The sequence below is a fragment of the Salipiger sp. ABN3_019 genome (assembly GCF_056158605.1).
The window spans coordinates 1,047,483-1,069,173 of record NZ_JBSWTP010000010.1 but is presented as its reverse complement, the minus strand read 5'-3'; the positions used below and the strand labels follow the sequence as shown (position 1 = coordinate 1,069,173).

General features: G+C 67.0%; 23 protein-coding genes. 18 read left to right on the top strand and 5 right to left on the bottom strand.

Features of this window, described 5'->3' with window-relative positions; translation table 11 throughout:
• Positions 1-19 precede the first annotated feature (19 nt).
• Entirely contained in the window at positions 20-790 is a 771-nt protein-coding gene (gene pth / locus ACXAD2_RS27050) for an aminoacyl-tRNA hydrolase (RefSeq protein ID WP_475177577.1), read from the bottom strand.
• 76 nt (positions 791-866) lie between these two features.
• Here pth and hmuQ point away from each other — a divergent pair, with 76 nt between their 5' ends.
• Positions 867-1,178 (top strand): heme-degrading protein HmuQ, encoded by a 312-nt coding sequence (gene hmuQ, locus ACXAD2_RS27045; RefSeq protein ID WP_066107476.1) that lies wholly within the window; start codon positions 867-869, stop codon positions 1,176-1,178.
• Positions 1,179-1,249: 71 nt separating this feature from the next.
• Here the strand turns inward: hmuQ and ACXAD2_RS27040 are convergent, their stop codons facing one another.
• On the bottom strand, positions 1,250-1,873 hold the full coding sequence (locus ACXAD2_RS27040; protein WP_066107473.1) for a 50S ribosomal protein L25/general stress protein Ctc: 624 nt from the start codon (positions 1,871-1,873) through the stop codon (positions 1,250-1,252).
• A 196-nt stretch (positions 1,874-2,069) separates the two neighbouring features.
• On the opposite strand from ACXAD2_RS27040, the gene ACXAD2_RS27035 reads away from it, so the two are divergent.
• On the top strand, positions 2,070-3,218 hold the full coding sequence (locus ACXAD2_RS27035) for an MFS transporter (RefSeq protein WP_475177569.1): 1,149 nt from the start codon (positions 2,070-2,072) through the stop codon (positions 3,216-3,218).
• Positions 3,219-3,257: 39 nt separating this feature from the next.
• On the opposite strand, the gene ACXAD2_RS27030 is transcribed toward ACXAD2_RS27035, so the two are convergent.
• A complete protein-coding gene (locus ACXAD2_RS27030) occupies positions 3,258-4,424 on the bottom strand; it encodes an alpha-hydroxy acid oxidase (RefSeq protein WP_475177566.1) in 1,167 nt (388 codons plus the stop codon).
• Between the two features lie 125 nt (positions 4,425-4,549).
• Here ACXAD2_RS27030 and ACXAD2_RS27025 point away from each other — a divergent pair, with 125 nt between their 5' ends.
• The 16 genes from ACXAD2_RS27025 to ACXAD2_RS26950 all read left to right on the top strand — a co-directional run bounded on the left by ACXAD2_RS27025 (position 4,550) and on the right by ACXAD2_RS26950 (position 19,032).
• Positions 4,550-5,323, top strand: a complete 774-nt coding sequence (locus ACXAD2_RS27025; RefSeq protein ID WP_475177563.1) for a ZIP family metal transporter — start codon at positions 4,550-4,552, stop codon at positions 5,321-5,323.
• A 216-nt stretch (positions 5,324-5,539) separates the two neighbouring features.
• Complete coding sequence (locus ACXAD2_RS27020; protein WP_475177560.1) at positions 5,540-6,403, top strand: branched-chain amino acid aminotransferase; 864 nt, start codon at positions 5,540-5,542, stop codon at positions 6,401-6,403.
• Between the two features lie 3 nt (positions 6,404-6,406).
• Positions 6,407-7,615, top strand: a complete 1,209-nt coding sequence (locus tag ACXAD2_RS27015; RefSeq protein ID WP_475177558.1) for a hypothetical protein — start codon at positions 6,407-6,409, stop codon at positions 7,613-7,615.
• A 61-nt stretch (positions 7,616-7,676) separates the two neighbouring features.
• On the top strand, positions 7,677-8,132 hold the full coding sequence (locus ACXAD2_RS27010) for a universal stress protein (protein WP_066107462.1): 456 nt from the start codon (positions 7,677-7,679) through the stop codon (positions 8,130-8,132).
• Between the two features lie 172 nt (positions 8,133-8,304).
• A complete protein-coding gene (locus ACXAD2_RS27005; RefSeq protein WP_475177557.1) occupies positions 8,305-8,865 on the top strand; it encodes a NifU family protein in 561 nt (186 codons plus the stop codon).
• Between the two features lie 17 nt (positions 8,866-8,882).
• Positions 8,883-9,446 carry a tRNA (adenosine(37)-N6)-threonylcarbamoyltransferase complex dimerization subunit type 1 TsaB gene (tsaB, locus tag ACXAD2_RS27000; RefSeq protein ID WP_475177555.1) on the top strand — a complete coding sequence of 188 codons (564 nt, stop codon included), beginning with the start codon at positions 8,883-8,885 and terminating at the stop codon, positions 9,444-9,446.
• A gap of 4 nt (positions 9,447-9,450) precedes the next feature.
• Positions 9,451-9,870 carry a ribosomal protein S18-alanine N-acetyltransferase gene (rimI, locus tag ACXAD2_RS26995; RefSeq protein WP_475177553.1) on the top strand — a complete coding sequence of 140 codons (420 nt, stop codon included), beginning with the start codon at positions 9,451-9,453 and terminating at the stop codon, positions 9,868-9,870.
• Positions 9,871-10,028: 158 nt separating this feature from the next.
• Positions 10,029-11,033 (top strand): BMP family lipoprotein, encoded by a 1,005-nt coding sequence (locus ACXAD2_RS26990; RefSeq protein WP_066107453.1) that lies wholly within the window; start codon positions 10,029-10,031, stop codon positions 11,031-11,033.
• Between the two features lie 118 nt (positions 11,034-11,151).
• Positions 11,152-12,753, top strand: coding sequence for an ABC transporter ATP-binding protein (locus ACXAD2_RS26985; RefSeq protein WP_475177550.1), 1,602 nt, complete (start codon positions 11,152-11,154; stop codon positions 12,751-12,753).
• 92 nt (positions 12,754-12,845) lie between these two features.
• Positions 12,846-13,940 (top strand): ABC transporter permease, encoded by a 1,095-nt coding sequence (locus ACXAD2_RS26980; RefSeq protein WP_066107447.1) that lies wholly within the window; start codon positions 12,846-12,848, stop codon positions 13,938-13,940.
• The gene (locus ACXAD2_RS26975) at positions 13,940-14,905 is read left to right on the top strand and encodes an ABC transporter permease (protein WP_475177547.1); all 966 of its coding nucleotides are present in this window, start codon (positions 13,940-13,942) and stop codon (positions 14,903-14,905) included. The genes ACXAD2_RS26980 and ACXAD2_RS26975 overlap by 1 nt, the downstream gene beginning before the upstream one ends.
• A gap of 228 nt (positions 14,906-15,133) precedes the next feature.
• Positions 15,134-16,039 carry a sulfite exporter TauE/SafE family protein gene (locus ACXAD2_RS26970; RefSeq protein WP_475177544.1) on the top strand — a complete coding sequence of 302 codons (906 nt, stop codon included), beginning with the start codon at positions 15,134-15,136 and terminating at the stop codon, positions 16,037-16,039.
• Complete coding sequence (locus ACXAD2_RS26965; RefSeq protein ID WP_066107438.1) at positions 16,036-16,797, top strand: TIGR02186 family protein; 762 nt, start codon at positions 16,036-16,038, stop codon at positions 16,795-16,797. Before ACXAD2_RS26970 ends, ACXAD2_RS26965 begins: the two co-directional genes overlap by 4 nt.
• Positions 16,794-17,231: an acyl-CoA thioesterase gene (locus tag ACXAD2_RS26960; protein WP_475177541.1), complete on the top strand. Its 438-nt coding sequence runs from the start codon at positions 16,794-16,796 to the stop codon at positions 17,229-17,231. The genes ACXAD2_RS26965 and ACXAD2_RS26960 overlap by 4 nt, the downstream gene beginning before the upstream one ends.
• A gap of 35 nt (positions 17,232-17,266) precedes the next feature.
• A complete protein-coding gene (locus ACXAD2_RS26955; RefSeq protein WP_475177538.1) occupies positions 17,267-18,472 on the top strand; it encodes a hydantoinase/carbamoylase family amidase in 1,206 nt (401 codons plus the stop codon).
• Between the two features lie 71 nt (positions 18,473-18,543).
• Positions 18,544-19,032 carry a DUF2383 domain-containing protein gene (locus ACXAD2_RS26950; protein WP_475177536.1) on the top strand — a complete coding sequence of 163 codons (489 nt, stop codon included), beginning with the start codon at positions 18,544-18,546 and terminating at the stop codon, positions 19,030-19,032.
• Between the two features lie 19 nt (positions 19,033-19,051).
• Here the strand turns inward: ACXAD2_RS26950 and ACXAD2_RS26945 are convergent, their stop codons facing one another.
• Both ACXAD2_RS26945 and ACXAD2_RS26940 read right to left on the bottom strand, forming a co-directional pair.
• Positions 19,052-19,753: a response regulator transcription factor gene (locus ACXAD2_RS26945; RefSeq protein ID WP_475177534.1), complete on the bottom strand. Its 702-nt coding sequence runs from the start codon at positions 19,751-19,753 to the stop codon at positions 19,052-19,054.
• Positions 19,750-21,642 (bottom strand): PAS-domain containing protein, encoded by a 1,893-nt coding sequence (locus tag ACXAD2_RS26940; protein ID WP_475177532.1) that lies wholly within the window; start codon positions 21,640-21,642, stop codon positions 19,750-19,752. The genes ACXAD2_RS26945 and ACXAD2_RS26940 overlap by 4 nt, the downstream gene beginning before the upstream one ends.
• Positions 21,643-21,691: the final 49 nt, after the last annotated feature.

Below are 21,691 nucleotides of genomic sequence, written 5' to 3'. Positions count from 1 at the left end.
AAGGCGATGCCCCGAATGCTCAGCGAAACTTGTCGGCGAGCTTTTGCAGCGGGCTGCGGCTGTCCTCAGCGGCGGCTTCGGACGCGGCTTGTGCCTTTGATGCGGTTTGCGGCTTTGCGGCGTCGCCGTCCTTGGCCTTGTCGCTGCCCGGCTTGCCCGCGCTCTTCTGGCCTGGACCCTTCTGGCCCGCACCCTTTTGACCTGTGCCCTGTGAGGAGCGCGGCGGCGCCACGCGCAGCGCCACGGCGTTCTGGAAGCCGGGCTTGTCGCCCGTCGCCAGCGCCTTAGCGCCGTCGGAGATGCCGCGCATCAGATCGTCCAGCCAGCCTTCTTCGGCCTTGGCGAATTCGTGCAGCACATAGCCCGCCACCGCTTCTTTGCGGCCCGGATGGCCGATGCCGAGACGGATGCGGTGATAGGCCTCGCCGATGTGCTGGTGGATCGAGCGGAGCCCGTTGTGGCCCGCGTGGCCGCCGCCGGTCTTCACCCGGCATTTGCCCGGCGCGAGGTCAAGCTCGTCGTGGAACACGGTTACATCGCCCGGCTCGAGCTTGAAGAAGCGCATGGCCTCGCCGACCGATTGGCCCGAGAGGTTCATGAAGGTCTGCGGCTTCAGCAGCAGCACCTTTTCGGTGCCGAGCCGGCCTTCGGCCACTTCGCCCTGAAACCGCGCGCGCCACGGCGAAAAGCCGTGATCCTCGGCGATCCGGTCGACGGCCATAAAGCCGATATTGTGCCGCGTCTTCGCGTATTTGCCGCCGGGATTGCCCAGACCCACGAAAATCTGCACGCCGCGTCTCCGAATTGGTTGCCTCGCCCCCTAGATAGGGCAGGGATGGCGATAGCACAGCAACGAAGGAGAGACCATGTATCTCACGATGAACCGCTTCAAGGTGGTGCCCGAGCGGGCGGCGGAGTTCGAAGAGGTCTGGGCGCAGCGCGACAGCCAGCTCAAGAGCGTGCCCGGCTTCCGCAGCTTCGCGCTGCTCAAAGGGCCGGAGCGCGAGGACCATATCCTCTATGCCTCGCACACGGTCTGGGAGGATGAGGAAAGCTTCATCGCGTGGACCAAGAGCGAGGCCTTCCGCATGGCCCATAAAGGCGCGAAGAGCCGCGAGGGCATGTATCGCGGCGGGCCCGAGCTTGAGATTTTCTCGGCGGTGCAGGTGCTGGAGTAGGCGCCAGCCCGCCAAACGAAAACGGCCCCGCCAAATGGCGGGGCCGTCTTTTCAGCGAAGCTGCGCGAGGATTATTCCTCTGCGGCGGCTTCTTCTTCGCCTTCTTCGGCCTCAGCTTCAACCAGACCGCGCGGTGCGGAGAGGTTGGCGATCACGAAGTTACGGTCGATGGTCGGCTTTGCGCCTTCCGGCAGCACGACGTCGTTGATGTGGATGACATCACCGATCTGCTTGCCTGCCAGGTCCACAGTGATGTGGTCCGGGATATCGCCGGCGAGAACGTTCAGTTCGACTTCCTGACGCACGATGGTCAGAACGCCGCCGCGCTTCAGGCCCGGTGCCTGCTCTTCGTTGATGAAATCAACGTGGATGAACAGGTTGATGCGCGAGGTGCGACGCAGACGCATCAGGTCGAAGTGGGTCGGAAGGTCCTTCACCACATCGCGCTGAACGTCGCGGCAGATCACGCGCACGTCGTCGTGGCCGTCAACCTTGAGGTTGAACAGGGTCGACTTGAAGCGGCCTGCTTTCAGGCGCTTGAGCAGCGTGTTGAACGGGATCTGGATAGCAAGCGGGTCTGCTTCGCCACCAAAAACAATCCCCGGAACCATGCCGTCGCGGCGGGCCTGCCGAGCGGCGCCCTTGCCCGTCCCCGACCGTTCCAGGGCTTCGAGATCAGGAATCTCACCAGCCATTTTGTATCTCCATATGTCTGTGGGGGTGCCTCCAAGGCTGTCACCCCGCGATGAAGGCAGCCCATTAGACCGGATTCCCTCTTTGGGCAAGGGCTAATCCTCTGTGGCGGTTGCTCCGCGCGTGCGGGAGGCAGGACCGGGGGTGGCTGGATCTTCCCGCCGGGCCGTGCGACGGCTTGCGGCGAACGGAGGGACCATGAGCGTATTGAGTGATCTGCGGATGATCCGCGCGCCGCTGGCGGGCTTTGCCGGGATCGGCGTGTGCTGGGGTGTGTTTGCGGGCAGCGTGCCCGTGGTCATGGCGCAGACCGGGCTGGGCGACGGCGGTTTCGCCACGGCGATGCTGATCTCGACCTGCGGCGCGATCGCCGCCATGTGGCTGGCGCCATGGGCCGAAGAGCGGCTGCGCCGCTGGGCCATGCCGGTGTTCATCGCGCTGCTGGCCTGCGGCTTTGCCCTGCCGGGGCTGGCGACCTCGGGCGTACAGTTCGGCGCGATCATGCTGTGCTGCGCAGCGGCGGCGGGCACCGTCGACGTGGCGATGAACGCGCAGCTGTCGCATCTCGAGGCAAAGTCCGGGCGGCCGCTGATGAACCTCGCTCACGGCGGCTATTCGCTGGTCTATGCCTGCGCGGCGCTGACGGCGGGCATTGCGCGCGGGGCGGGGTTGCCGCTGTGGAGCATCTTCATGGGCGCGGCGGTGGTCACGCTGGCGATGGCGCTGGTGGCGCGCGGCGGCGCGGTGTTGCCGCACCATGAGAGCGCCGCGCCGGGTTCCGATGCGCGCGGTCCGCTGCCTTGGGTGGTGGTTGTTCTGGCGGGGGTGGTCATCTGCATCGGTTTTCTTGCAGAGCAGGCGACCGAGGCGTGGTCGGCGCTGCATCTGGAGCGCAACCTTGGCGCGGGCGCCGTGGGCGGCGCGCTGGCGCCGACGCTGTTGGGGCTGACCATGGGCGCCGGGCGGCTTGCCGGGCAGGGGGTGATCGGGCGGCTCAACGGCGCGGGCGTGCTGGGGGCAGGGGCTGGGCTTGCCGCGTTTGGGGCGCTGGTGGCGGCGCTGGCGCCGACGGCGCTGATCGGCTGGGCGGGATTTGCGGTGCTGGGCTTTGGCGTCTCGGTGCTGGCACCCATGGCCTACGCATGGATGGGCGGGCGGGTGACGCCCCGGGCGCGAGCCTTGGCGGTCAGCCGCGCGACGGTGATCGGCTATGCGGGGTTCTTCCTCGGGCCGCCGCTGATGGGCGGGCTGTCCGAGCTCTTTGGCCTGCGCGCCGCCTTCGGCGCGGTGGCGCTGCTTTTGCTGGCGGTGCCGCTGGTGCTGCTGCCCTTGATGGCGCGACGCTAGGCGCCGCGCCATCACCGGTCCTAAGCATAAACCTCCCGGTTATTCTTCCCAGTCGCCGGAAAATCCCTTGGGGATCATCAGGATATCGCGGTCCACGGTGTTGACGTCGGTGCGCCCGCAAAGCGCCATCGACACATCCAGCTCCTTGTGGATCACCTCGAGCGCGCGGGTGACGCCGGCCTCGCCCATGGCGCCCAGCCCGTAGATATAGGCACGCCCGATCCAGCAGCCCTTGGCGCCCATGGCGATGGCCTTCAGCACGTCCTGTCCCGAGCGGATGCCGCTGTCGAGATGCACTTCGATCTTGTCACCCACCGCGTCCATGATCGGCGCCAGCGCGCGGATCGAGCTGAGCGCGCCGTCAAGCTGCCGCCCGCCGTGGTTCGACACCACGATGGCATCGGCCCCGACGTTGCAGGCCTCCAAAGCGTCGCGCGGGTCGATGATGCCCTTGATGATCAGCGGGCCGTCCCACATCTTGCGGAACTCGCGGATGCGGTCCCAGTCGAGCGCCTGATCAAAGCTCTGCGCCGTCCATGTGGTCAGCGACGAGGGGTCGGTCACGCCTTTGGCATGGCCGACGATATTGCCGAAGAAGCGCCGCTTGGTCTGCAGCATCTCCAGCCCCCACGGCACTTTGGTCATCATGTTGGCGACCGACTTCGGGGTCAGCTTGGGCGGGGCCGACAGGCCGTTCTTCAGGTCCTTGTGACGCTGACCCAGCATCTGCAGGTCGACCGTGATCACCGCCGCCGAGCATTTGGCGTCCTTGGCGCGGTCGAAGAGCCGCTTCATGTAGTCGTCGTCCTTGAGCGTATAGACCTGCATCCAGAACGGTTTGGAGGTGTTTTCGGCCACATCCTCGATCGAGCAGATCGACATGGTCGACAGGCAATAGGGCACGCCGAATTTCTCGGCCGCGCGCGCGGCGTGGATCTCGCCGTCGGCGTGCTGCATCCCGGTCATGCCCACCGGAGCCAGCGCCACCGGCATTGCCACGTCCTGACCGATCATCTGCGTCGCGGTGCTGCGGCCGGTCATGTCGATGGCGACGCGCTGGCGCAGATAGAGATCGTCGAAATCCGAGCTGTTCTCGCGGAAGGTCTGCTCTGTCCAGCTGCCCGACTCGCAATAGTCGTAGAACATCTTCGGCACCCTGCGCCGATAGATGCGTTTGAGGTCCTCGATCTCTGTGATCACCGGCATGGGCCGCCTTCCTCCGCTATGTGGTCAGGTTTCCTTACCGCTTCGCCAGAGTTTGCGCAATGACGTGTGCTTGTATCTCCCCGGCAGAGCACGTTTAGTGCGCGCGAATGCAGATCGGAGGCATCATGCAGGACATTCTCTGGGGCGTCGGTGGCGGCATGATCGCCGCGATTGCCACCACGGCAGGGGCGATCCCGGCGCTGGTCGGGCGCAAGATGACGCAGGCGACCTCGGACATGATGCTGGGCTTTGCCGCCGGTGTCATGCTGTCGGCCTCTTACTTCTCGCTGATCATTCCGGGCATCGACGTGGCGCAGGAACAGACCGGCTCGGTCTGGATCGCCGCCGCCATCGCCGCCTGCGGCATCGCCTTCGGCTCGGGCTTCGTGGCGTGGCTCAACCACGCGATCCCGCACGAGCATTTCAAGACCGGTCCCGAGGGCGGGGCGGATCAGGCGACCTTCGCGCGGATCTGGCTGTTCGTGCTGGCGATCTCGATCCACAATTTCCCCGAAGGCCTGTCGATCGGCGTCGCTTACGGTCTCGACCGCACCAACGGCTTTTCGGTGATGACCGGCATCTCGCTGCAGGACATGCCCGAGGGGTTGGCCGTGGCGGTGGCCTTGGTGGGGCTGGGCTATTCCCGCAGCAAGGCGCTGCTCTACACCGCGCTCACCGGGCTGGTCGAGCCGGTGGGGGCGCTGCTGGGTGTGGTCGCGGTCTCGGTCAGTTCGGTGCTGCTGCCCTGGGGGCTGACCTTCGCGGCGGGCGCGATGCTTTACATCATCAGCCATGAGATCGTGCCCGAGACCCACCGCAACGGCCATCAAAAGCGGGCGACAACGGGGCTGCTCTTTGGCCTGATCCTGATGATGTTCCTTGACGTGACGCTGGGCTGACGCGGCCCGGCGGCGGCGCGTCTGGCGCGGGTGTTTGCGTATTTGGGTAACAATGAAGAAGCTTGCTGCGCCTTGGGGCGGGTGTTGTCGAGTATTTGTGGAAAGATGAAAGGGGCGGGGGCGCCGCTCGCTCTTCCGTGAGGGCGCGGCGGGGCGGTCTGGACGCGGCGGCGGCGCGGGCTTAGGGTCCGCGCAACTTTCGCAGGAGACACGACGATGGCAACGGGCAAGAACATCCGCACCTATTTCCAGGGCACCTGGCACGACGGGGACGCGATGATCATGCGCGCGGCAGATCACGCGGCCTGGCTCGGCAGTTCGGTTTTCGACGGCGCGCGCTACGTCAATGGCATTGCGCCCGATCTCTACGCCCATTGCGCGCGGATCAACCGCTCGGCCAAGGCGCTGATGCTGACGCCGACGATCACCGCCGAGGAGATGGTGCAGATCGTCTGGGAGGGGCTCTCGGCCTATCCCAAGGAGGCCGCCATCTACATCCGCCCGATGTATTGGGCGACGCAGGGTGACGCGACCGCCATCGTGCCGGGCGCCGAAGGCACCGCCTTTGCCATCTCGCTCGAAGAGATCCCCATGGCGCCCGACACCGCCGCGGCGCGGCTGGGCCGTACGCGCTTCCGCCGGCCCGTGCTGGAAAGCTCGGTCTGCAACGCCAAGGCGGGCTGCCTGTATCCCAACAATGCGCGGATGCTGGTCGAGGCGCGCGCGCGCGGGTTCGACAACGCGCTGGTGGCCGATGCGCTCGGCAATGTCGCCGAGAGCGCCACGGCCAACGCCTTCATGGTGAAGGATGGCGCGGTGTTCACCCCGATCGCCAATGGCACCTTCCTGTCGGGGATCACCCGCGCGCGTCACATCGAGAACATGCGCGCCGACGGCATGGAGGTGCATGAGGCGGTGCTCAGCTTCGAGGACTTCGAGGGCGCCGACGAAGTGTTCCTCTCGGGCAACCTGCAGAAAGTGACCGCCGTGTCGGGCTTTGAAGACACCAATTACCAGATCGGTCCCGTGACGCGCCGCGTGCGCGAGCTTTACTGGGACTGGGCACTCAGCGAAGGCTGAGCCTTGCGCCGCGAGCCGCCGCTCGTCGCGACACGCCCCAAGGACCCGCAGCGCCCGGTGCTGCGGGCCGAACGCCGCTATGCCGAAACGGACGTCCCGCGGCGCGATCTGCCGGGGGGCGATCTCCGGTCTGAGCCGCGCGGTCATGAACGTCCGAGGCGGCGCCGCCGGGGGCTGGCGCGCTCGATCCGCGCCCTGCCGCTGCTGGTCAGCCTGCTGCTGATGGTCTGGACCCTCTCGACCAACCCTTTCGCGCGGCCTTTTCTGCAGGCCAGCACCGCCGAGGTGCGGCAGGCGCTGGACGCCGGGCTGGCGCGGGCGCTGAGCCCGGAGCGGCTCGCGCAGCAGATCGCCGAAGCGCTGGAGGCGCAGGACCTTGACCGGATCGATATGCTGCTACCACTGGCCGCACGCGTCGGTCAGCAGCCGGACGCGGCGCAGGCGCGGCAGATCGAGGAGTTGCGCGAGGCTAAGGACAGCGTCTGGGGTAAGGTCGCCACCTGCGGCACCTGCGCCGCCGATATCGCCAATTGCCCCTCGCTGCAGATGCTGGCCTATTGCGGCATCCCGCTGGAACTGACGCCGCTCGGCGATCTCAACGCATTGCGCCGGGCGGGCGGTGACTGGCTCAGCGGCAGCGATGTGGACGGGGTGGAGGTGACACTGGCCACCGTCGGGCTGGCGGCGACCGGCGCGCTGGTGGTCACCGGCGGCAGTTCCGCCTCGGTCAAGGCCGGTGCCACGGCGCTGCGCATGGGGCGGCGGCTGAACACGCTGACGCCTTCATTCTTGGATGAACTGGCGCGCCTCGCGGACGCGGGCATGCTGCGGCGGCTGGCCAGCGGCAGCGGCGCGGCGGCCGACACGGCACGACTGGCAAGAGCCGAGGCGCTGGCGGGTGACGTCAGCCGGGTGGTCGGCAACACCTCGATGACCGACGGCGTGCTGCTGCTGCGCCATGTGGACAGCGCCGAGGATGCGGCGCGGCTCGCGCGGGTGTCGGATGTGGCGGGCAGCGAGACGCGCGGGGTGATGGAGGTGCTTGGAAAATCCCGCAGCTTCCGGGCCTTGGTGCGCGTCTCGGATCATGCGATCGCCGCGGGGCTGATGGTCTGGCTGGCGCTTGCGCAGGCGCTGACGGCCCTCGGCGGCTGGCTGGGCGCGCGTTTGCTGCGGCCCGCCGCACGCGGTCTGGCGGCGCGGGTCGCGTGATGAGAAATCGACATTGCCTGCGCCTGCCCCCTGCGCCATGATCGCCGCGAAGGAGAGCCCAATGCGCAAGTTCCTCGTCGTGCTGGATGACAGCCGCGAATGTCTCAATGCCATGCGTTTCGCCGCCATGCGCGCGGCCAAGACCAAGGGCGGCGTGTCGATCCTGTCGGTGATCCCGCCCGATGAGTTCAACCATTGGATCGGTGTGGGTGACATCATGCGCGCCGAGGCCCGCGAGCGGATCGAGGCGCATTTCGAGGTCTTCGCCAAATGGATGCGTGACCGTCAGGGGGTCGATCCCGAACTGGTGGTCCGCGAGGGCGATCCGGTGACCGAGATCCTCGCCCAGGTTGATGAAGACCCGTCGATCGGCGTGCTGGTGCTGGGTGCCGCCGCCGACAAGAAAGGGCCGGGGCCGCTGGTCAGCCAGATGACCCGCAGTTCGGGCAGCCTGCCGATCCCGCTGACCATCGTGCCGGGAGACATGTCCAAGGAACGGCTCGAGGCGATCACCTGAGCGGCCATCCGGGGTGGCGGAGGGCGGGTGCCGTCTTGGTGCGTCGGTCCGTATCGCCGACCGCCCGTGTCGGGATTTCTGCTGGTACTGCTGATTTAGAACGATTCCAAAACTTGACGTTGGAGCGGCGGAGGCGCATATAGGGTCCAGCCCGCAAAAAGGACTATCGCAGATGTTCATCCAGACCGAATCCACCCCGAACCCCGCGACGCTGAAGTTCCTGCCGGGCCAGACCGTGCTGGAGGCAGGTACCGCGGATTTCCCCACGCCCGATGGCGCGGACAACTCGCCGCTGGCCAAGCGCCTGTTCTCGGTCGCCGGTGTCACCGGCGTATTCTTTGGCAATGATTTCGTCACCGTCACCAAGGACGAAGCCGCTGATTGGGACCATGTGAAGCCCGCCGTTCTGGGCGCGATCATGGAGCATTTCCAGTCCGGCGAGCCGGTCATGGCGGGCGAAGCGCAAGCCTCGGGCCACAAGGCCTTTGAAGGCGAGGACGCTGAAATCGTCGGCCAGATCAAGGAATTGCTCGACAGCCGCGTGCGTCCGGCCGTCGCGCAGGATGGCGGTGACATCACCTTCCACGGCTTTGACCGCGGCGTCGTGTACCTGCACATGCAGGGCGCTTGCGCGGGCTGCCCCTCGTCGACGCTGACGCTGAAGATGGGCATCGAGAACCTGCTGCGCCACTACATCCCTGAAGTGACCGAGGTGCGCCCGGTCGCCGTCTGAGCGCACCGGAGCGATCCATGCCTGATCAACTGATCCTTGCCTTCGACACATCGGCCGCGCATTGCGCGGCCGCTTTGCTGCGTGGCGACGAGGTGCTGGCGGCGAGGGCCGAGGAGATGGGCCGCGGACAGGCCGAGCGCCTGATGCCGCTGCTCGAGGAAGTGCTGGCCGAGGGCGGGGTTGTCTGGGGCGATCTCGATCTGGTCGCCGTGGGCATCGGACCGGGCAATTTCACCGGGATCCGCATTTCGGTCTCCACCGCCCGCGGGCTGGCGCTGGGGCTGGAGGCTCCGGCCATCGGGGTGAGCACCTTCGAGGCGATCCATCACGAACAGCCCGACGTTCTGGCCGGGGTGCCCGCACCGCGCGGGCAGATCTACGTGCAGCGCAACTGGGAGACCCCGGCGCTGGTCTCTGCCGAAGACAGCGACGCAGTGCTGCCGCCCGAGCCGCGAGAGCTGGCGATCCGCATCGCACAGGTCGCCGCACAGAAAGAGCCGGGCCGCCGTCCTGCTCCGCTTTACATCCGCGCCGCCGATGCCGCGCCGTCGCGCGATGCGGCGCCGCGCTTGTTGGACTGAGCCCATGAGCCTGACCGCCGCCGAACTGGCCGCGCTCTCGGCCCGCGCCTACACCCATATGGACCCTTGGACCGAGGCGGCATTTGCGGGCACGCTCGATCAGCCCTCCAGCCTGCTGGTGCGCGGCGAGGGTGCCTTTGTGCTCGGCCGCGTGGTGCTGGATGAGGCCGAAATTCTCGCGCTCGCCACCGATCCCGCGCAGCAGCGCAAGGGGGCGGGGCGGGCGGTTCTGCAGGCCTTCGAGGCGCAGGCCGCGGCCCGCGGTGTGGCCACCGTCTTTCTCGAGGTTGCGTCGGAAAACCTAGGTGCCCGCGGCTTTTACGAGGCTTGCGGTTATCAGGTGACCGGCCGGCGGAAAGCCTATTACCACCGCCCCGGCGGCGGGCGCGACGATGCGCTGCTCATGAGCCGTGCGCTTACCTGAGGTTAGGCGTTGCGGCAGGCCAACCCTGTGCGCGGACTTGCAAAAACCTGTTGACCCGCCGCTAGGGCAACGCATTATCGGGCATGATCTGCCACAGGGCAGTCCAAAGTGCGGGGCACGCAGAACAGACCCCGCTCGTCCAGACCCGGGAGCACCCTATGACCCTCATGAAATCCATCCTCGGCACCGCCGCAACGCTGGCCCTGACCGCAGGCGCCGCGCTGGCGGATCCGGCGCTGATCTACGACCTCGGCGGCAAGTTCGACAAATCCTTCAACGAGGCCGCCTACAACGGCGCCGAGATGTACGCCAAAGAGACCGGCGGCTCCTACAAGGACATCGAACTGCAGTCCGAAGCCCAGCGTGAGCAGGCCCTGCGCCGCTTTGCCGAGGCTGGCTTCAACCCGGTCGTGACCACCGGCTTCTCGATGTCCTCGCCGATCGCCGCAATCGCCGCGGATTACCCGGACACCAAATTCGTCACCATCGACGGTTTCGTTGACCCCGAAGAGCATCCCAACGTCCTGTCGATCCTCTTCTCCGAGCACGAAGGGTCGTACCTCGTCGGCATGCTGGCGGCGATGGCCTCCGAGTCGGGCACCGTCGGCTTCGTTGGTGGCATGGACATCCCGCTGATCCGCAAATTCGCCTGCGGCTACGCGCAGGGTGCCAAAGCGGTCAGCGATGACATCAACGTGATCTCCAACATGACCGGCACCACCCCCGCCGCTTGGAACGACCCGGTGAAGGGCTCGGAGCTGACCAAGGCACAGATCAGCCAGGGCGCCGACGTGATCTTCGCCGCCGCTGGCGGCACCGGCATCGGCGTGCTGCAGACCGCCGCGGACGAGGGCATCCTCTCGGTCGGCGTCGACAGCAACCAGAACTACCTGCACCCGGGCAAGGTTCTGACCTCCATGCTCAAGCGCGTCGACGTGGCCGTGGCCGAGGCGATGACCGAAGGCACCGAGCTCAAGACGGGCGTGAAGGTGCTGGGCCTCGCCGAGAACGGCGTCGGCTACGCGCTCGACGAGAACAACGCCGAGCTGCTCTCTGACGAGATGAAAGCCGCCGTTGACGAGGCGCGCGAGAAGATCGTCGCTGGCGAGATCGAGGTTCACGATTACTCGGCGGATGACAGCTGCCCCGCGCTGAACTTCTGATCACCTCTTGACGATCGGGGGCGTGCCTGCTGGCGTGTCCCCGATTTCTGCTTTCGTGTGGCCCGGTTCCTCGTTTACAGGAGGCCGGGCCGTACTATCCAATGCCGCGAGGCTCCGCATGAACGACATCCCCGCCATCGAGCTGAAGGGCATCTCCAAAGCCTTCGGCCCCGTCCAGGCCAACAAGGATATCTCGATCCGCGTGATGCCCGGCACGATCCACGGCATCATCGGCGAGAATGGCGCCGGTAAATCCACCCTCATGTCCATCCTCTACGGCTTCTACAAGGCCGACGCGGGCGAGATCTGGGTGAATGGTGCCAAGAAGGACATCACCGACAGTCAGGCCGCGATCTCGGCGGGCATCGGCATGGTGTTCCAGCACTTCAAGCTGGTGCAGAACTTCACCGTTCTGGAAAACGTCATCCTCGGCGCCGAGGACGGCCCGATGCTGCGCCCCTCGCTGGCGCGCGCGCGCGGCGTTCTGAAGCAACTGGCCGAGGAATACGAACTGGCCGTCGATCCCGACGAGCTGGTCGAGAACCTCTCGGTTGGCCACCAGCAGCGTGTCGAGATCCTCAAGGCGCTCTACCGTCAGGCCGATATTCTCATTCTCGACGAGCCCACCGGGGTGCTGACCCCGGCCGAGGCCGATCACCTCTTCCGCATCCTCGACCACCTGCGGGTCGAGGGCAAAACCGTCATCCTGATCACCCACAAGCTGCGCGAGATCATGGAGATCACCGACACCGTCTCGGTGATGCGCCGCGGGCAGATGACCGCCACCGTCAAGACCGCCGAGACCTCGCCCGAGCAGCTCGCCGAGCTGATGGTCGGGCGCAAGGTGCTGCTGCGCGTCGACAAGGCCGCCGCGCAGCCCGGCGAGGTGCTGCTCGACGTGCAGGACCTGCGCCATATGGACAGCGCCGGGGTCGAGCGGCTCAAAGGCGTGTCGCTGCAACTGCGCGCCGGTGAGGTGCTGGGCATCGCGGGTGTCGCGGGCAATGGCCAGTCCGAGCTTCTGTCGGTGCTGGGCGGCTCTGCCGAGGGCACCGGCACGGTGATCATGCACGGCCAAAACCTGCCGCTCTCGGGCGCTGGCGCCGATGGCAGCGCGCGCCGCGCCGTCGGCATCGGTCATGTCCCCGAAGACCGCCAGCACGAGGGGCTGATCATGGCCTATACCGCGTGGGAAAACACGGTCTTCGGCTACCACCGCGATCCGCATTACCAGTCGGGCATCCTGATGAACAATGCGCTGATCCGCGAGGAGGCGCAGGACAAGATGACCCGCTATGACGTGCGCCCGCCGAACCCGGCGCTGGCCGCGCGCAACTTCTCGGGCGGCAACCAGCAGAAGATCGTGCTCGCGCGCGAGATCGAGCGCGACCCCGAGGTGCTGCTGATCGGTCAGCCCACCCGCGGCGTCGACATCGGTGCCATCGAGTTCATCCACCAGGAGATCATCCGCCTGCGCGACAAGGGCAAGGCGATCCTTCTGGTCTCGGTGGAGCTTGACGAGATCTTCTCGCTGTCCGACCGCATCGCGGTGATGTTCGACGGCAAGATCATGGGCGAGCGGATGCCGGATGAAACCGACCAGACCGAGCTTGGCCTGCTGATGGCCGGGGTCACCGAAAAGCCCGAAGGCAAGCTCATCGACGCGGTCGACGCTTCGCTGCACGAGAAAGAAGCGCGCGAGGCACGCCAGCATGACTGACCGCGCCGCTTCATTTTTCCCCAAATACGCCCGCCGGAGGCATCAGCGCCCGCAGGGCGCTGCCCGGACCAGAAAGACGAACGAGGTTCCGAATGGATAAGATGCCCGCCTGGGCCGATGCGGTGCTCGTGCCCCTGATCTCGATCCTGCTGGCGGCGATCCTGTCGGCCGGGGTAATCCTCGCCATTGGCGAGAACCCGATCGAGGCTTTCAAGCTGATGGTCGACGGCGCGCTGATGCGCTCGTCCGGCTGGGGCTACACGCTTTACTACACGACCAATTTCATCTTCACCGGCCTCTGCGTCGCCATCGCCTTCCATGCCAAGATGTTCAACATCGGCGGCGAAGGGCAGGCGATGATCGGCGGGCTGGGTGTGGCGCTGGCGTGCCTGTTCATCCCCTTCCCGCATTGGTCGGTGGCGCTTTTGGTGGCGACGCTGGCAGCGGCGGCTTTCGGTGCGGCATGGGCCTTCATCCCGGCATGGCTGCAGGCCAAGCGCGGCAGCCACATCGTGATCACCACGATCATGTTCAACTTCATCGCTGCGGCGCTGCTGAACTACGTTCTGGTGAACCTGCTGCGCCCGGTCGGCGCCATGGAGCCCGCCACCGGCACTTTCCCGGCAGCGACCCATCTGCCGACGTTCCAGGATATGTTCGCCACCGAGGGCAACCCGCTGTTCCGCGGCTCGCCCGCAAATGTGACCTTCTTCCTCGCGGTCGCCGCCTGCATCGCCTTCTGGTTCCTCATCTGGCGCACCAAGCTCGGCTATGAGATCCGCGCCTTCGGCCAGTCCGAAAGCGCCGCGCGCTATGCGGGCATCTCGCCGGTGCGCATCACTGTCGTCGCCATGCTGATCTCCGGCGGGCTTGCGGGGATGATGGCCCTCAACACCACCATGGGCGAGGCCGAACGGCTGGTGCTCAACGCGACCGAGGGCGCGGGCTTCATCGGTATCGCCGTGGCGCTCATGGGCCGCTCGCATCCGGTGGGCGTGTTCCTCGCGGCGCTGCTCTTCGGCTTTCTCTATCAGGGCGGGGCGGAGCTGGCGCTCTGGACCAATATCCCGCGTGAGCTGATCACCGTGATTCAGGCGCTGGTGATCCTCTTCACCGGGGCGCTCGACAATATGGTTCGCCTGCCGCTCGAAAAGCTCTTCATGTCCATGCGCCGGAGGTCCTCGTGATGGATTACGCGACGCTTCTGCAGGTGCTCAATTCCACCGTGCGCCTCGCCACGCCGCTGCTGCTGGCCTGCCTTGCGGGGCTGTTCTCGGAACGCTCGGGCATCGTCGACATCGGGCTCGAGGGCAAGATGCTCGCCGCGGCGTTCCTGTCGGCGGCCATCGCGGCGGTCACCGGCTCGGTCTGGCTCGGCCTGCTGGCGGGCATCGCCGCCTCGATGCTGATGTCGTTCATCCACGGCTTCGCCTCGATCACCTTCCGCGGCAATCAGCTGATCTCGGGCGTAGCGATCAATTTCCTCGCCTCGGGGCTGACGGTGCTGATCGCGCAAGATTGGTTCTCTCAGGGCGGGCGCACGCCTTCGCTGATGGGCGGCGGCCGCTTCGAGAGCATCACGCTTCCCTTCGCCGAGGCGCTGCGCGGCGTGCCCGTCATCGGCCCGCTCTATTACGAGCTGATCTCCGGCCATTCGATCCTCGTCTATGTCGCCTTCCTGATGGTGCCGCTGACCTGGTGGATCCTCTATCGCACCCGCTTTGGCCTGCGCCTGCGCGCTGTGGGCGAGGCGCCCGAGGCGGTGGACACCGCCGGTGTCTCGGTGGTCGCGCTGCGCTATGCGGCAATCGCCATCTGCGGGCTGCTCTGCGGCCTCGCGGGGGCTTACCTCGCCACCGGCCTGCAGGCGGGTTTTGTGCGCGAGATGACCGCCGGGCGCGGCTATATCGCACTGGCGGCGCTGATCTTCGCCAAATGGCGGCCGTGGTACGCGCTTTATGCCTGCCTGCTCTTCGGCCTGCTGCAGGCGGTGGCGCTGCGCTATCAGAACATCGACCTTGGCGGGATCATCATCCCGGTGCAGGTGATGGACGCGCTGCCCTACATCCTGACCGTGGTGATCCTTGCCGGTTTTGTCGGCAAGGCGATCCCGCCGCGCGCCGGTGGCGAGCCCTATGTTAAGGAACGCTGAGGTAGTTTGATCAAAGGTGCGAGGGGCGCTGCCCCTCGCGCTCCCCGGCGTATTTGGAAAGAGAAGAAGGGACATGCGCTGCGGCAGCGGGCTTCTTCTCTTTAAAAATACGCATCGCTTCACCAGCCACCCGGCGCGGCGCGGGGGCTGCGTGAATTCCGCCGCGACACATCAACGTCACATCCCGCTTGGTTGCCAAATCGCCAGCGCGGACGCAAAGTCAGCGGCATGCAGATCTACCTCCCCATCGCCGAGGTTTCGGTCAATGTCTTCCTGCTCTTCGGTCTGGGCGGGATCGTCGGCGTTCTGTCGGGCATGTTCGGCGTCGGCGGCGGCTTTCTGATCACGCCGCTGCTGTTCTTCATGGGCATTCCGCCCGCCGTCGCCGTGGCCACCGGCGCCAACCAGATCGTCGCAAGCTCGATCTCCGGCGTGCTGGCGCATTTCAAGCGCAAGACGGTGGACCTGCGGATGGGGCTGGTGCTGCTGGCGGGAGGTCTCGTTGGCGCGGCGCTGGGGGTCTGGATCTTCAACCTGCTGAAAGAGATGGGGCAGGTCGATCTTCTGGTGCGGCTTTGCTATGTGGTGTTTCTGGGGATCATCGGCGGGCTGATGTTCGTCGAGAGCCTCAACGCCATCTTCAAATCGCGCAAGGGTGCGGCCCCGAAGCGGCGCCACCATGGCTGGGTGCACGGGTTGCCGTTCAAGATGCGCTTCCGCACCTCGGGGCTCTACATCTCGGCGATCCCGCCGGTGCTGGTGGGCTTTTCGGTGGGCGTGCTGGCGGCGATCATGGGGGTGGGCGGCGGCTTCATCATGGTTCCGGCGATGATCTACCTGCTGGGGATGCCCACGAAGGTGGTGGTTGGCACCTCGCTGTTCCAGATCATCTTTGTCAGCGCCTTCACCACGCTGCTGCATGCCAGCACCAATTACACCGTCGACATCCTGCTGGCGCTGATCCTGATCCTCGGCGGGGTCATCGGCGCGCAGATCGGCACCGCCTTCGGCACAAGGCTCAAGGCCGAACAACTGCGCATCGCGCTGGCCTCGCTGGTGCTGCTGGTCTGCGGCAAGCTGGCGCTGGACCTCTTCATCACCCCGTCTGAACTTTACGAACTGGTGGCGGGATGAGACTTCTGGCCGCGCTTCTTCTGCTGATCGCCGCGCTGCCCGCGCGGGCCGAAGAAGTGGTCATGGGGCTGTCGCGCACCAATGTGTCGATCACCACCGATTTCGACGGCTCCGACATTCTCATCTTCGGCGCGGTCAAACGCGAGGCGGCGATCCAGCGAGACCCGCCGCTGCAGGTGATTGTCACTGTCGAGGGCCCGCTCGAGCCGGTCACCGTCTGGCGCAAGGCGCGCAAGCTGGGGATTTGGGTCAATGCAGAGGCGGTGGAGATCGACAGCGCGCCGAGCTTCTACGCGGTCGCCACTTCGGCGCCATGGAACGAGACCATCTCGGCGGTTGAGGATCTGCGCCATGAGGTCTCGATCCCGCGCGCCATCCGCTCTGTCGGGGCGCCGATGGACATCATGGATTCCGAGGCGTTCACCGAGGCGCTGATCCGCGTGCGCGAGCGGCAGGGGCTCTACCGCGTCGAGGAAGACAGCGTCGAGCTGCGCGACAGCACGCTGTTCGACACCTCGATCTCCATGCCCGCGAATATTTCCGAGGGGCGCTATCTGACCCGCGTGCTGCTGACCCGCGGCGGCAAGGTGGTGGCCGAGCACGACAGCGAAATTCAGGTCGGCAAGGTCGGGCTGGAGCGCTGGCTGTTTACGCTCTCGCGGCAGATGCCGCTGGCGTACGGGCTGCTGTCGCTGGCCATCGCGGCGATCGCCGGCTGGGGCGCTTCGGCGGCGTTCCGGGCGATCCGCTCGGGATGAGCCGGCCCGCGCCCGCCCGCCGCGCCGACTATGCGGCCTTCTTTGCCATTCCCACCCGCTGGGAGGACAATGACGCCTACGGGCATCTGAACAACGCCGCCTATCATTCCTTCATCGACACGGCGGTGACGCTCTGGCAGCTGGATCGGGGTATCGCCATCGAGGGCGAGGGGGCGCTGCGCTCGCTGGTGGTCGAGAACGGCTGCACCTATCATGCCGAGGCGCGGTTTCCCGACCTTCTGCACGCGGGGCTGCGCTGCGGCCACCTTGGGCGCAGTTCGGCCCGCTTCGAGGTGGGGCTGTTCCGCAACGACGGCGAGAGCGCCTGCGCCGAGGGCTTTGTGGTGCATGTGGCCGCCGATTCCGAAAACCGCCCCGTGCCGATCCCGCCCAATTACCGCGCGGCGCTGGAGACCATCCTGCGCGGCGGCTGACCACCCCGAGACACCAACCCCAAGGAGACCGCGCCATGACCGGCATTCCCGTGAACCCCGAGCGTTTTCTGTCCGACCTGCACATGCTGCGCAGCTTCGGCGCGACCGGGGTCGGCAAGGGCGTGTGCCGCCCGGCTTTCTCGGAGGCGGATATCGCCGCGCGCGACTGGCTGGCGGGGCGCATGGAAGAGGCGGGTCTGCGCAGCCATTTCGACCCGGTGGGCTCGCTCTTCGGGCTGACCGACGGGCCATCGCTGCTCATCGGCTCGCACTCCGACAGTCAGGTCGAGGGCGGCTGGCTCGATGGCGCGCTGGGGGTGATCGCCGGGCTCGAGGTGGCCCGCGCGGCGCAGGAGGCGGGCGGCCCGCCGGTGTCCTGCGTGTCGTTTCAAGATGAGGAAGGCCGCTTTGGCGTGACCACCGGCAGCGCCATCTGGGGCGGCAACATCAGCCTTGCCGAAGCCGACGCGCTGCAGGGTCCGGATGGTGTGACGCTGGCCGAGGCGCGCAAGGGGCTGGGGGCGCGCGCCGGGGCGTTCCTCGATCCCGACCGGTTCACCGGATTTCTGGAGATGCACATCGAGCAAGGCCCGGTGCTCGACACCGAGGGCGGCAGCCTCGGCGTGGTCGCGGCCATCGTGGGCATGCGCAACCAGACCATGGTGCTCAAGGGTCAGCAGAACCACGCGGGCACCACGCCGATGCGCCTGCGCAAGGATGCGTTTCAGGGGCTCGCCACATTCACCACGCGGCTCAATGAGCGGCTGCGCAACGTGGTCACCCCAGCGACGGTCTGGACCATTGGCCATGTGGAGGTGCATCCCAACGCCCATGCCATCGTGCCCGGCGAGGTGCGCTTTACCCTGCAATGGCGCGATGGCGATGCGGACCGGCTGGATCGGATCGAGGCCATCGCCCGCGAGACGATCAATGAGGTCTGCGCCGAGACCGGGCTGGAACTCACATTCGCGCCGAAGCTGGAACTGGCGCCGGTGACCATGGATGCGCGGCTGCGCGCGGCGCTGGAGCAGGGGGCCGAGGCGGCCGCGCCGGGTGCGTGGCGGCTGATGCCCTCGGGGGCTCTGCATGATGCCACCAACCTGTCGAACCTGATGCCGGTGGCCATGCTTTTCGTGCCGTCGATCGGCGGCATCAGCCATGATTTCGCGGAAGATACCAATGAGGCGGACCTGGTGACCGGGCTGCAGGCGCTGGCCGGGGCGGTGGCGGCGCTCGGCTGAAGGCTGGGCGGCGCGGGGAACCGGCTGCGCGCAGGCACGTTAATCCGGTGACACAACCGGAGGATACGGCCATGAAGGATGTTCCGAGAGACCAGCACGTGATCACCGCCAGCGCCCGCCAACTTGAGCTGCTGGACCATCTGCAAGCGCGCAGCGTCGGCGCACGGGCGTGGTTCGACGAGATGGTCGAAAAATCCGATCCCGAGTTCCGCTTTGTCGCGGTGCGCTTTCACGGGCTGCATGTGGAGCAGGTGCAGCGCCTGACCGCGCTGATCACCGCCGTCGGCGGCGAGGCGGACCCGTCCGAGACCATGAGCGCCGCGATGAAACGCGCCGGGCTTTCGGTGCGCTCGGTCTTTGGCGGCATCGACGGCGATATGATGGACCGCATCCGCGCGTCCGAGGCCAAGGTGCTCGCAGGCTTCACCGAGGTGATCAAGGCCATGGAGCCCTCGCGCTACCGCGACGAGTTGGTGCAGATGCAGGGCGAGTTGCAGGACCTTCTGCAAGGGGTGCAGGGCGAAGAGCGTTCGCTTCCCGAGGCACCGAAGGAAAACTGAGGCACGCGGCTGCCCCGGCCTAGGCCCAGTCCACATCCCCCAGAAAGATATAGCCCGCGCCATAGATCGTCTTGATCAGGCGTGGGTTCTTCGGATCCTCGCGCAGCTTGGTGCGCAGGCGCGAGATGCGCACGTCCATCGCCCGGTCAAAGCTTTCCCCCGCCGCGCCGCCAAGGCTTTCTTGCATATGCGCGCGGGTGATCAGACGTTTCGGGCTTTCCAGAAACAGCCGCAGAACCTCGCCCTCGGCATGGGAGAAGGGGGTTTCCGCGCCTTTGGCGTCTTCCAGCACGTAGCGATCGAAATGCGCGGTCCAGCCTGCGAAACGGGCGGTCTCGCTGCGGGTGGGCGCGCTGCGCGGGGCGCGCAGGCGGGCGCGGACGCGGGCGACCACCTCTGCCGGATCGAAGGGTTTGATGATGTAATCGTCGGCCCCCAGTTCCAGCCCGGTCACCCGGTCCTGCACCTGCGCGCGTCCCGAGACGATGATCACCGAGGCGCCCTGTTCCAGCGCCAGCCGGTGCACGAGGCTCAGCCCGTCGCGATCAGGCAGGCCGAGATCCACGAGGCAGACATCCGGCGTGGCGCGTTTCAGCGCCGCCTCGAACTCGGTCGCGCGCCCAAAGGCCATGGTGCGAAAGCCCGCCTCGGTCAGCGCTTCGGAGAGGATCGCGCGGATCGCGGGCTCATCGTCGAGGATCGAAATCAGCGGCGCGCTCATGCGGGCACCATGCCGAGAAAGGCTGCGAGCTGTCCCTCGCTGAAGGGCTTTGCGATCACCGGGGCTGCAGCCTCGGCGGCCTCGCGGCGCGGATCGCCCGGCGGCAGCGAGGTCATCAGCCGCACGTTCAGGCCGGGCAGGGCGGCGGGCAGCGCCGAGCCGGGGGTGCCGCCCTCCAGCAGCACATCCGAAAGCACGAGGTCCAGATCTAGCCCCTCGGCCAACGCTTTCGCCTCGGCGACCGAGGACGCCTCGACCACCGCATGGCCAAGCGCGGTGAGCATGTCGCGCAACTGCTCGCGCAGTTCGGGGTCATCCTCGACCAGCAGTGCAAGCCCGCGCGCGCGGGGTGGCAGCGCCGGGGCGGGGCGCAGCGGCAGGCGCAAAGTGACCCGCGCGCCGCGCGCGCCATTGGCCAGCTTGATCGTCCCGCCAGCGAGCTTGGCCATATCGTAGACCATGGCGAGCCCCAGCCCCGACCCGGCGCCGCCCTTGGTGGTGAAGAAGGGATCCAGCCCGTGGCGCAGCGCCTCTTCCGAAAAGCCGTGCCCGCTGTCGCTGACCGCCAGTTCCAGCCATGTGCCCTGCACCGCGCGCATGTCGAGGCGGATATGCCCGCCGCCCGCGCTTGCCTCGCTGCAGGCGTCGCGGGCGTTTAGCACGAGGTTCAGCGCCGCGTCCTGCAGCAGCCCCGGATCGAGCAGGAAGGCGCCCTGCGGCGCGGGGCCAATCTCCAGCGTCACATTCTCGGGCAGCGCCGGACCGGCCAGCGTGCGCAGGTCGCGCAGGAAACCGGCGAGGTCCACCGGTTCCGGCGTCCACGCGCGCGGCGCGGTGATCCCGGCGATGCGGTCGAGCAGCGCGCCACCGCGCCTTGCCGCCTGCAGCGTGCCGCTGACCAGCGGCGCGGCCTCGTCCGGCAGGGCCATCCGCGCAAGCTTGGACTGCATGCCAAGGATGATCGTCAGCAGGTTCGAAAAGTCATGCGCCAGCCCCGAGGTCAGCTGTGCCGCGAGTTCGCGCCGCCGCGCCTGCTGCAGCGCCGCGCGGGCTTGGGTTTCCTCGGTGACATCGAGCGACAGGATGTAGACGCCGCGTTCCGCCGGGTCGGGGGTGAACACCGCGCGGATGCGCCGCGACGATCCGGCGTCGGTGAACTCGAAGATGCTCTGCTCCCCGTCCAGCGCCCGCGCCAGATGCGGGCGAACCTTCTCGTAGGCCGCGCCAAGCGCCTCGGAGACATGCAGCCCGGTGATCTCCGACGGGCGCCCGGGCATCACCTGCGACAGGCGGCGGTTGGAGTAGGTATAGCGCCCCTCGGCGTCAACGCGGGCGATATGGGCGGGCATCATCTCGGTGGTGAGCCGGGTGCGGGCCTCCATCTCGGTCAGCTCGCGCCGGGCCTCTTCCAGCGCCGCATTGGTGGCGGCCAGTTCGCGGTTGCTGGCGGCCAGCGCCTCGGCGCGGCGGATAACTTCTTCGGAGAGCAGTTCCGAGCGGGTGCGCAGCAGATCCTCCTGCGCCTTCACGGCGGTGATATCGGTGTAGACGGTGACCCAGCCGCCCTGCGGCAGCGGCGATCCTTCGACCGAGATCCAGCGCCCATTGGCGCGGCGGCGCTCCATGTAGTGGGGCGCAAAGGCGCGGGCCTGCTCGACGCGGACGCGCAGAAACTCCTCGGGGTCATCGACCTCGCCATATTCGCCCGCCTCGATCAGATGGCGCACCGTATCTTCGAAACTGGCCCCGGGATGGGTCAGCCGCTCGGGCAGGTCGAACATCTCAGCAAAGCGGCGGTTGCAGACCGCCAGCCGCAAATCGCGGTCATAGATCGACAGCGCCTGCTGAATGAGATTCAGCCCGGCCTGCGTCAGCGCATCCTTATCCATCCGATGTGGTCCATCCCTCTCTCCTCCGCTCTAAGGGCTAGCATTGCCC

Coding starts and splice junctions, on each gene's coding strand:
- hmuQ (WP_066107476.1), top strand. CDS start 867: ATGTATCTCACGATGAACCGCTTCAAGGTGGTGCCCGAGCGGGCGGCG.
- ACXAD2_RS27040 (WP_066107473.1), bottom strand. CDS start 1,873: ATGGCTGGTGAGATTCCTGATCTCGAAGCCCTGGAACGGTCGGGGACG.
- ACXAD2_RS27035 (WP_475177569.1), top strand. CDS start 2,070: ATGAGCGTATTGAGTGATCTGCGGATGATCCGCGCGCCGCTGGCGGGC.
- ACXAD2_RS27030 (WP_475177566.1), bottom strand. CDS start 4,424: ATGCCGGTGATCACAGAGATCGAGGACCTCAAACGCATCTATCGGCGC.
- ACXAD2_RS27025 (WP_475177563.1), top strand. CDS start 4,550: ATGCAGGACATTCTCTGGGGCGTCGGTGGCGGCATGATCGCCGCGATT.
- ACXAD2_RS27020 (WP_475177560.1), top strand. CDS start 5,540: ATGGCAACGGGCAAGAACATCCGCACCTATTTCCAGGGCACCTGGCAC.
- ACXAD2_RS27010 (WP_066107462.1), top strand. CDS start 7,677: ATGCGCAAGTTCCTCGTCGTGCTGGATGACAGCCGCGAATGTCTCAAT.
- ACXAD2_RS27005 (WP_475177557.1), top strand. CDS start 8,305: ATGTTCATCCAGACCGAATCCACCCCGAACCCCGCGACGCTGAAGTTC.
- tsaB (WP_475177555.1), top strand. CDS start 8,883: ATGCCTGATCAACTGATCCTTGCCTTCGACACATCGGCCGCGCATTGC.
- rimI (WP_475177553.1), top strand. CDS start 9,451: ATGAGCCTGACCGCCGCCGAACTGGCCGCGCTCTCGGCCCGCGCCTAC.
- ACXAD2_RS26990 (WP_066107453.1), top strand. CDS start 10,029: ATGACCCTCATGAAATCCATCCTCGGCACCGCCGCAACGCTGGCCCTG.
- ACXAD2_RS26985 (WP_475177550.1), top strand. CDS start 11,152: ATGAACGACATCCCCGCCATCGAGCTGAAGGGCATCTCCAAAGCCTTC.
- ACXAD2_RS26980 (WP_066107447.1), top strand. CDS start 12,846: ATGGATAAGATGCCCGCCTGGGCCGATGCGGTGCTCGTGCCCCTGATC.
- ACXAD2_RS26975 (WP_475177547.1), top strand. CDS start 13,940: ATGGATTACGCGACGCTTCTGCAGGTGCTCAATTCCACCGTGCGCCTC.
- ACXAD2_RS26970 (WP_475177544.1), top strand. CDS start 15,134: ATGCAGATCTACCTCCCCATCGCCGAGGTTTCGGTCAATGTCTTCCTG.
- ACXAD2_RS26965 (WP_066107438.1), top strand. CDS start 16,036: ATGAGACTTCTGGCCGCGCTTCTTCTGCTGATCGCCGCGCTGCCCGCG.
- ACXAD2_RS26960 (WP_475177541.1), top strand. CDS start 16,794: ATGAGCCGGCCCGCGCCCGCCCGCCGCGCCGACTATGCGGCCTTCTTT.
- ACXAD2_RS26955 (WP_475177538.1), top strand. CDS start 17,267: ATGACCGGCATTCCCGTGAACCCCGAGCGTTTTCTGTCCGACCTGCAC.
- ACXAD2_RS26950 (WP_475177536.1), top strand. CDS start 18,544: ATGAAGGATGTTCCGAGAGACCAGCACGTGATCACCGCCAGCGCCCGC.
- ACXAD2_RS26945 (WP_475177534.1), bottom strand. CDS start 19,753: ATGAGCGCGCCGCTGATTTCGATCCTCGACGATGAGCCCGCGATCCGC.
- ACXAD2_RS26940 (WP_475177532.1), bottom strand. CDS start 21,642: ATGGATAAGGATGCGCTGACGCAGGCCGGGCTGAATCTCATTCAGCAG.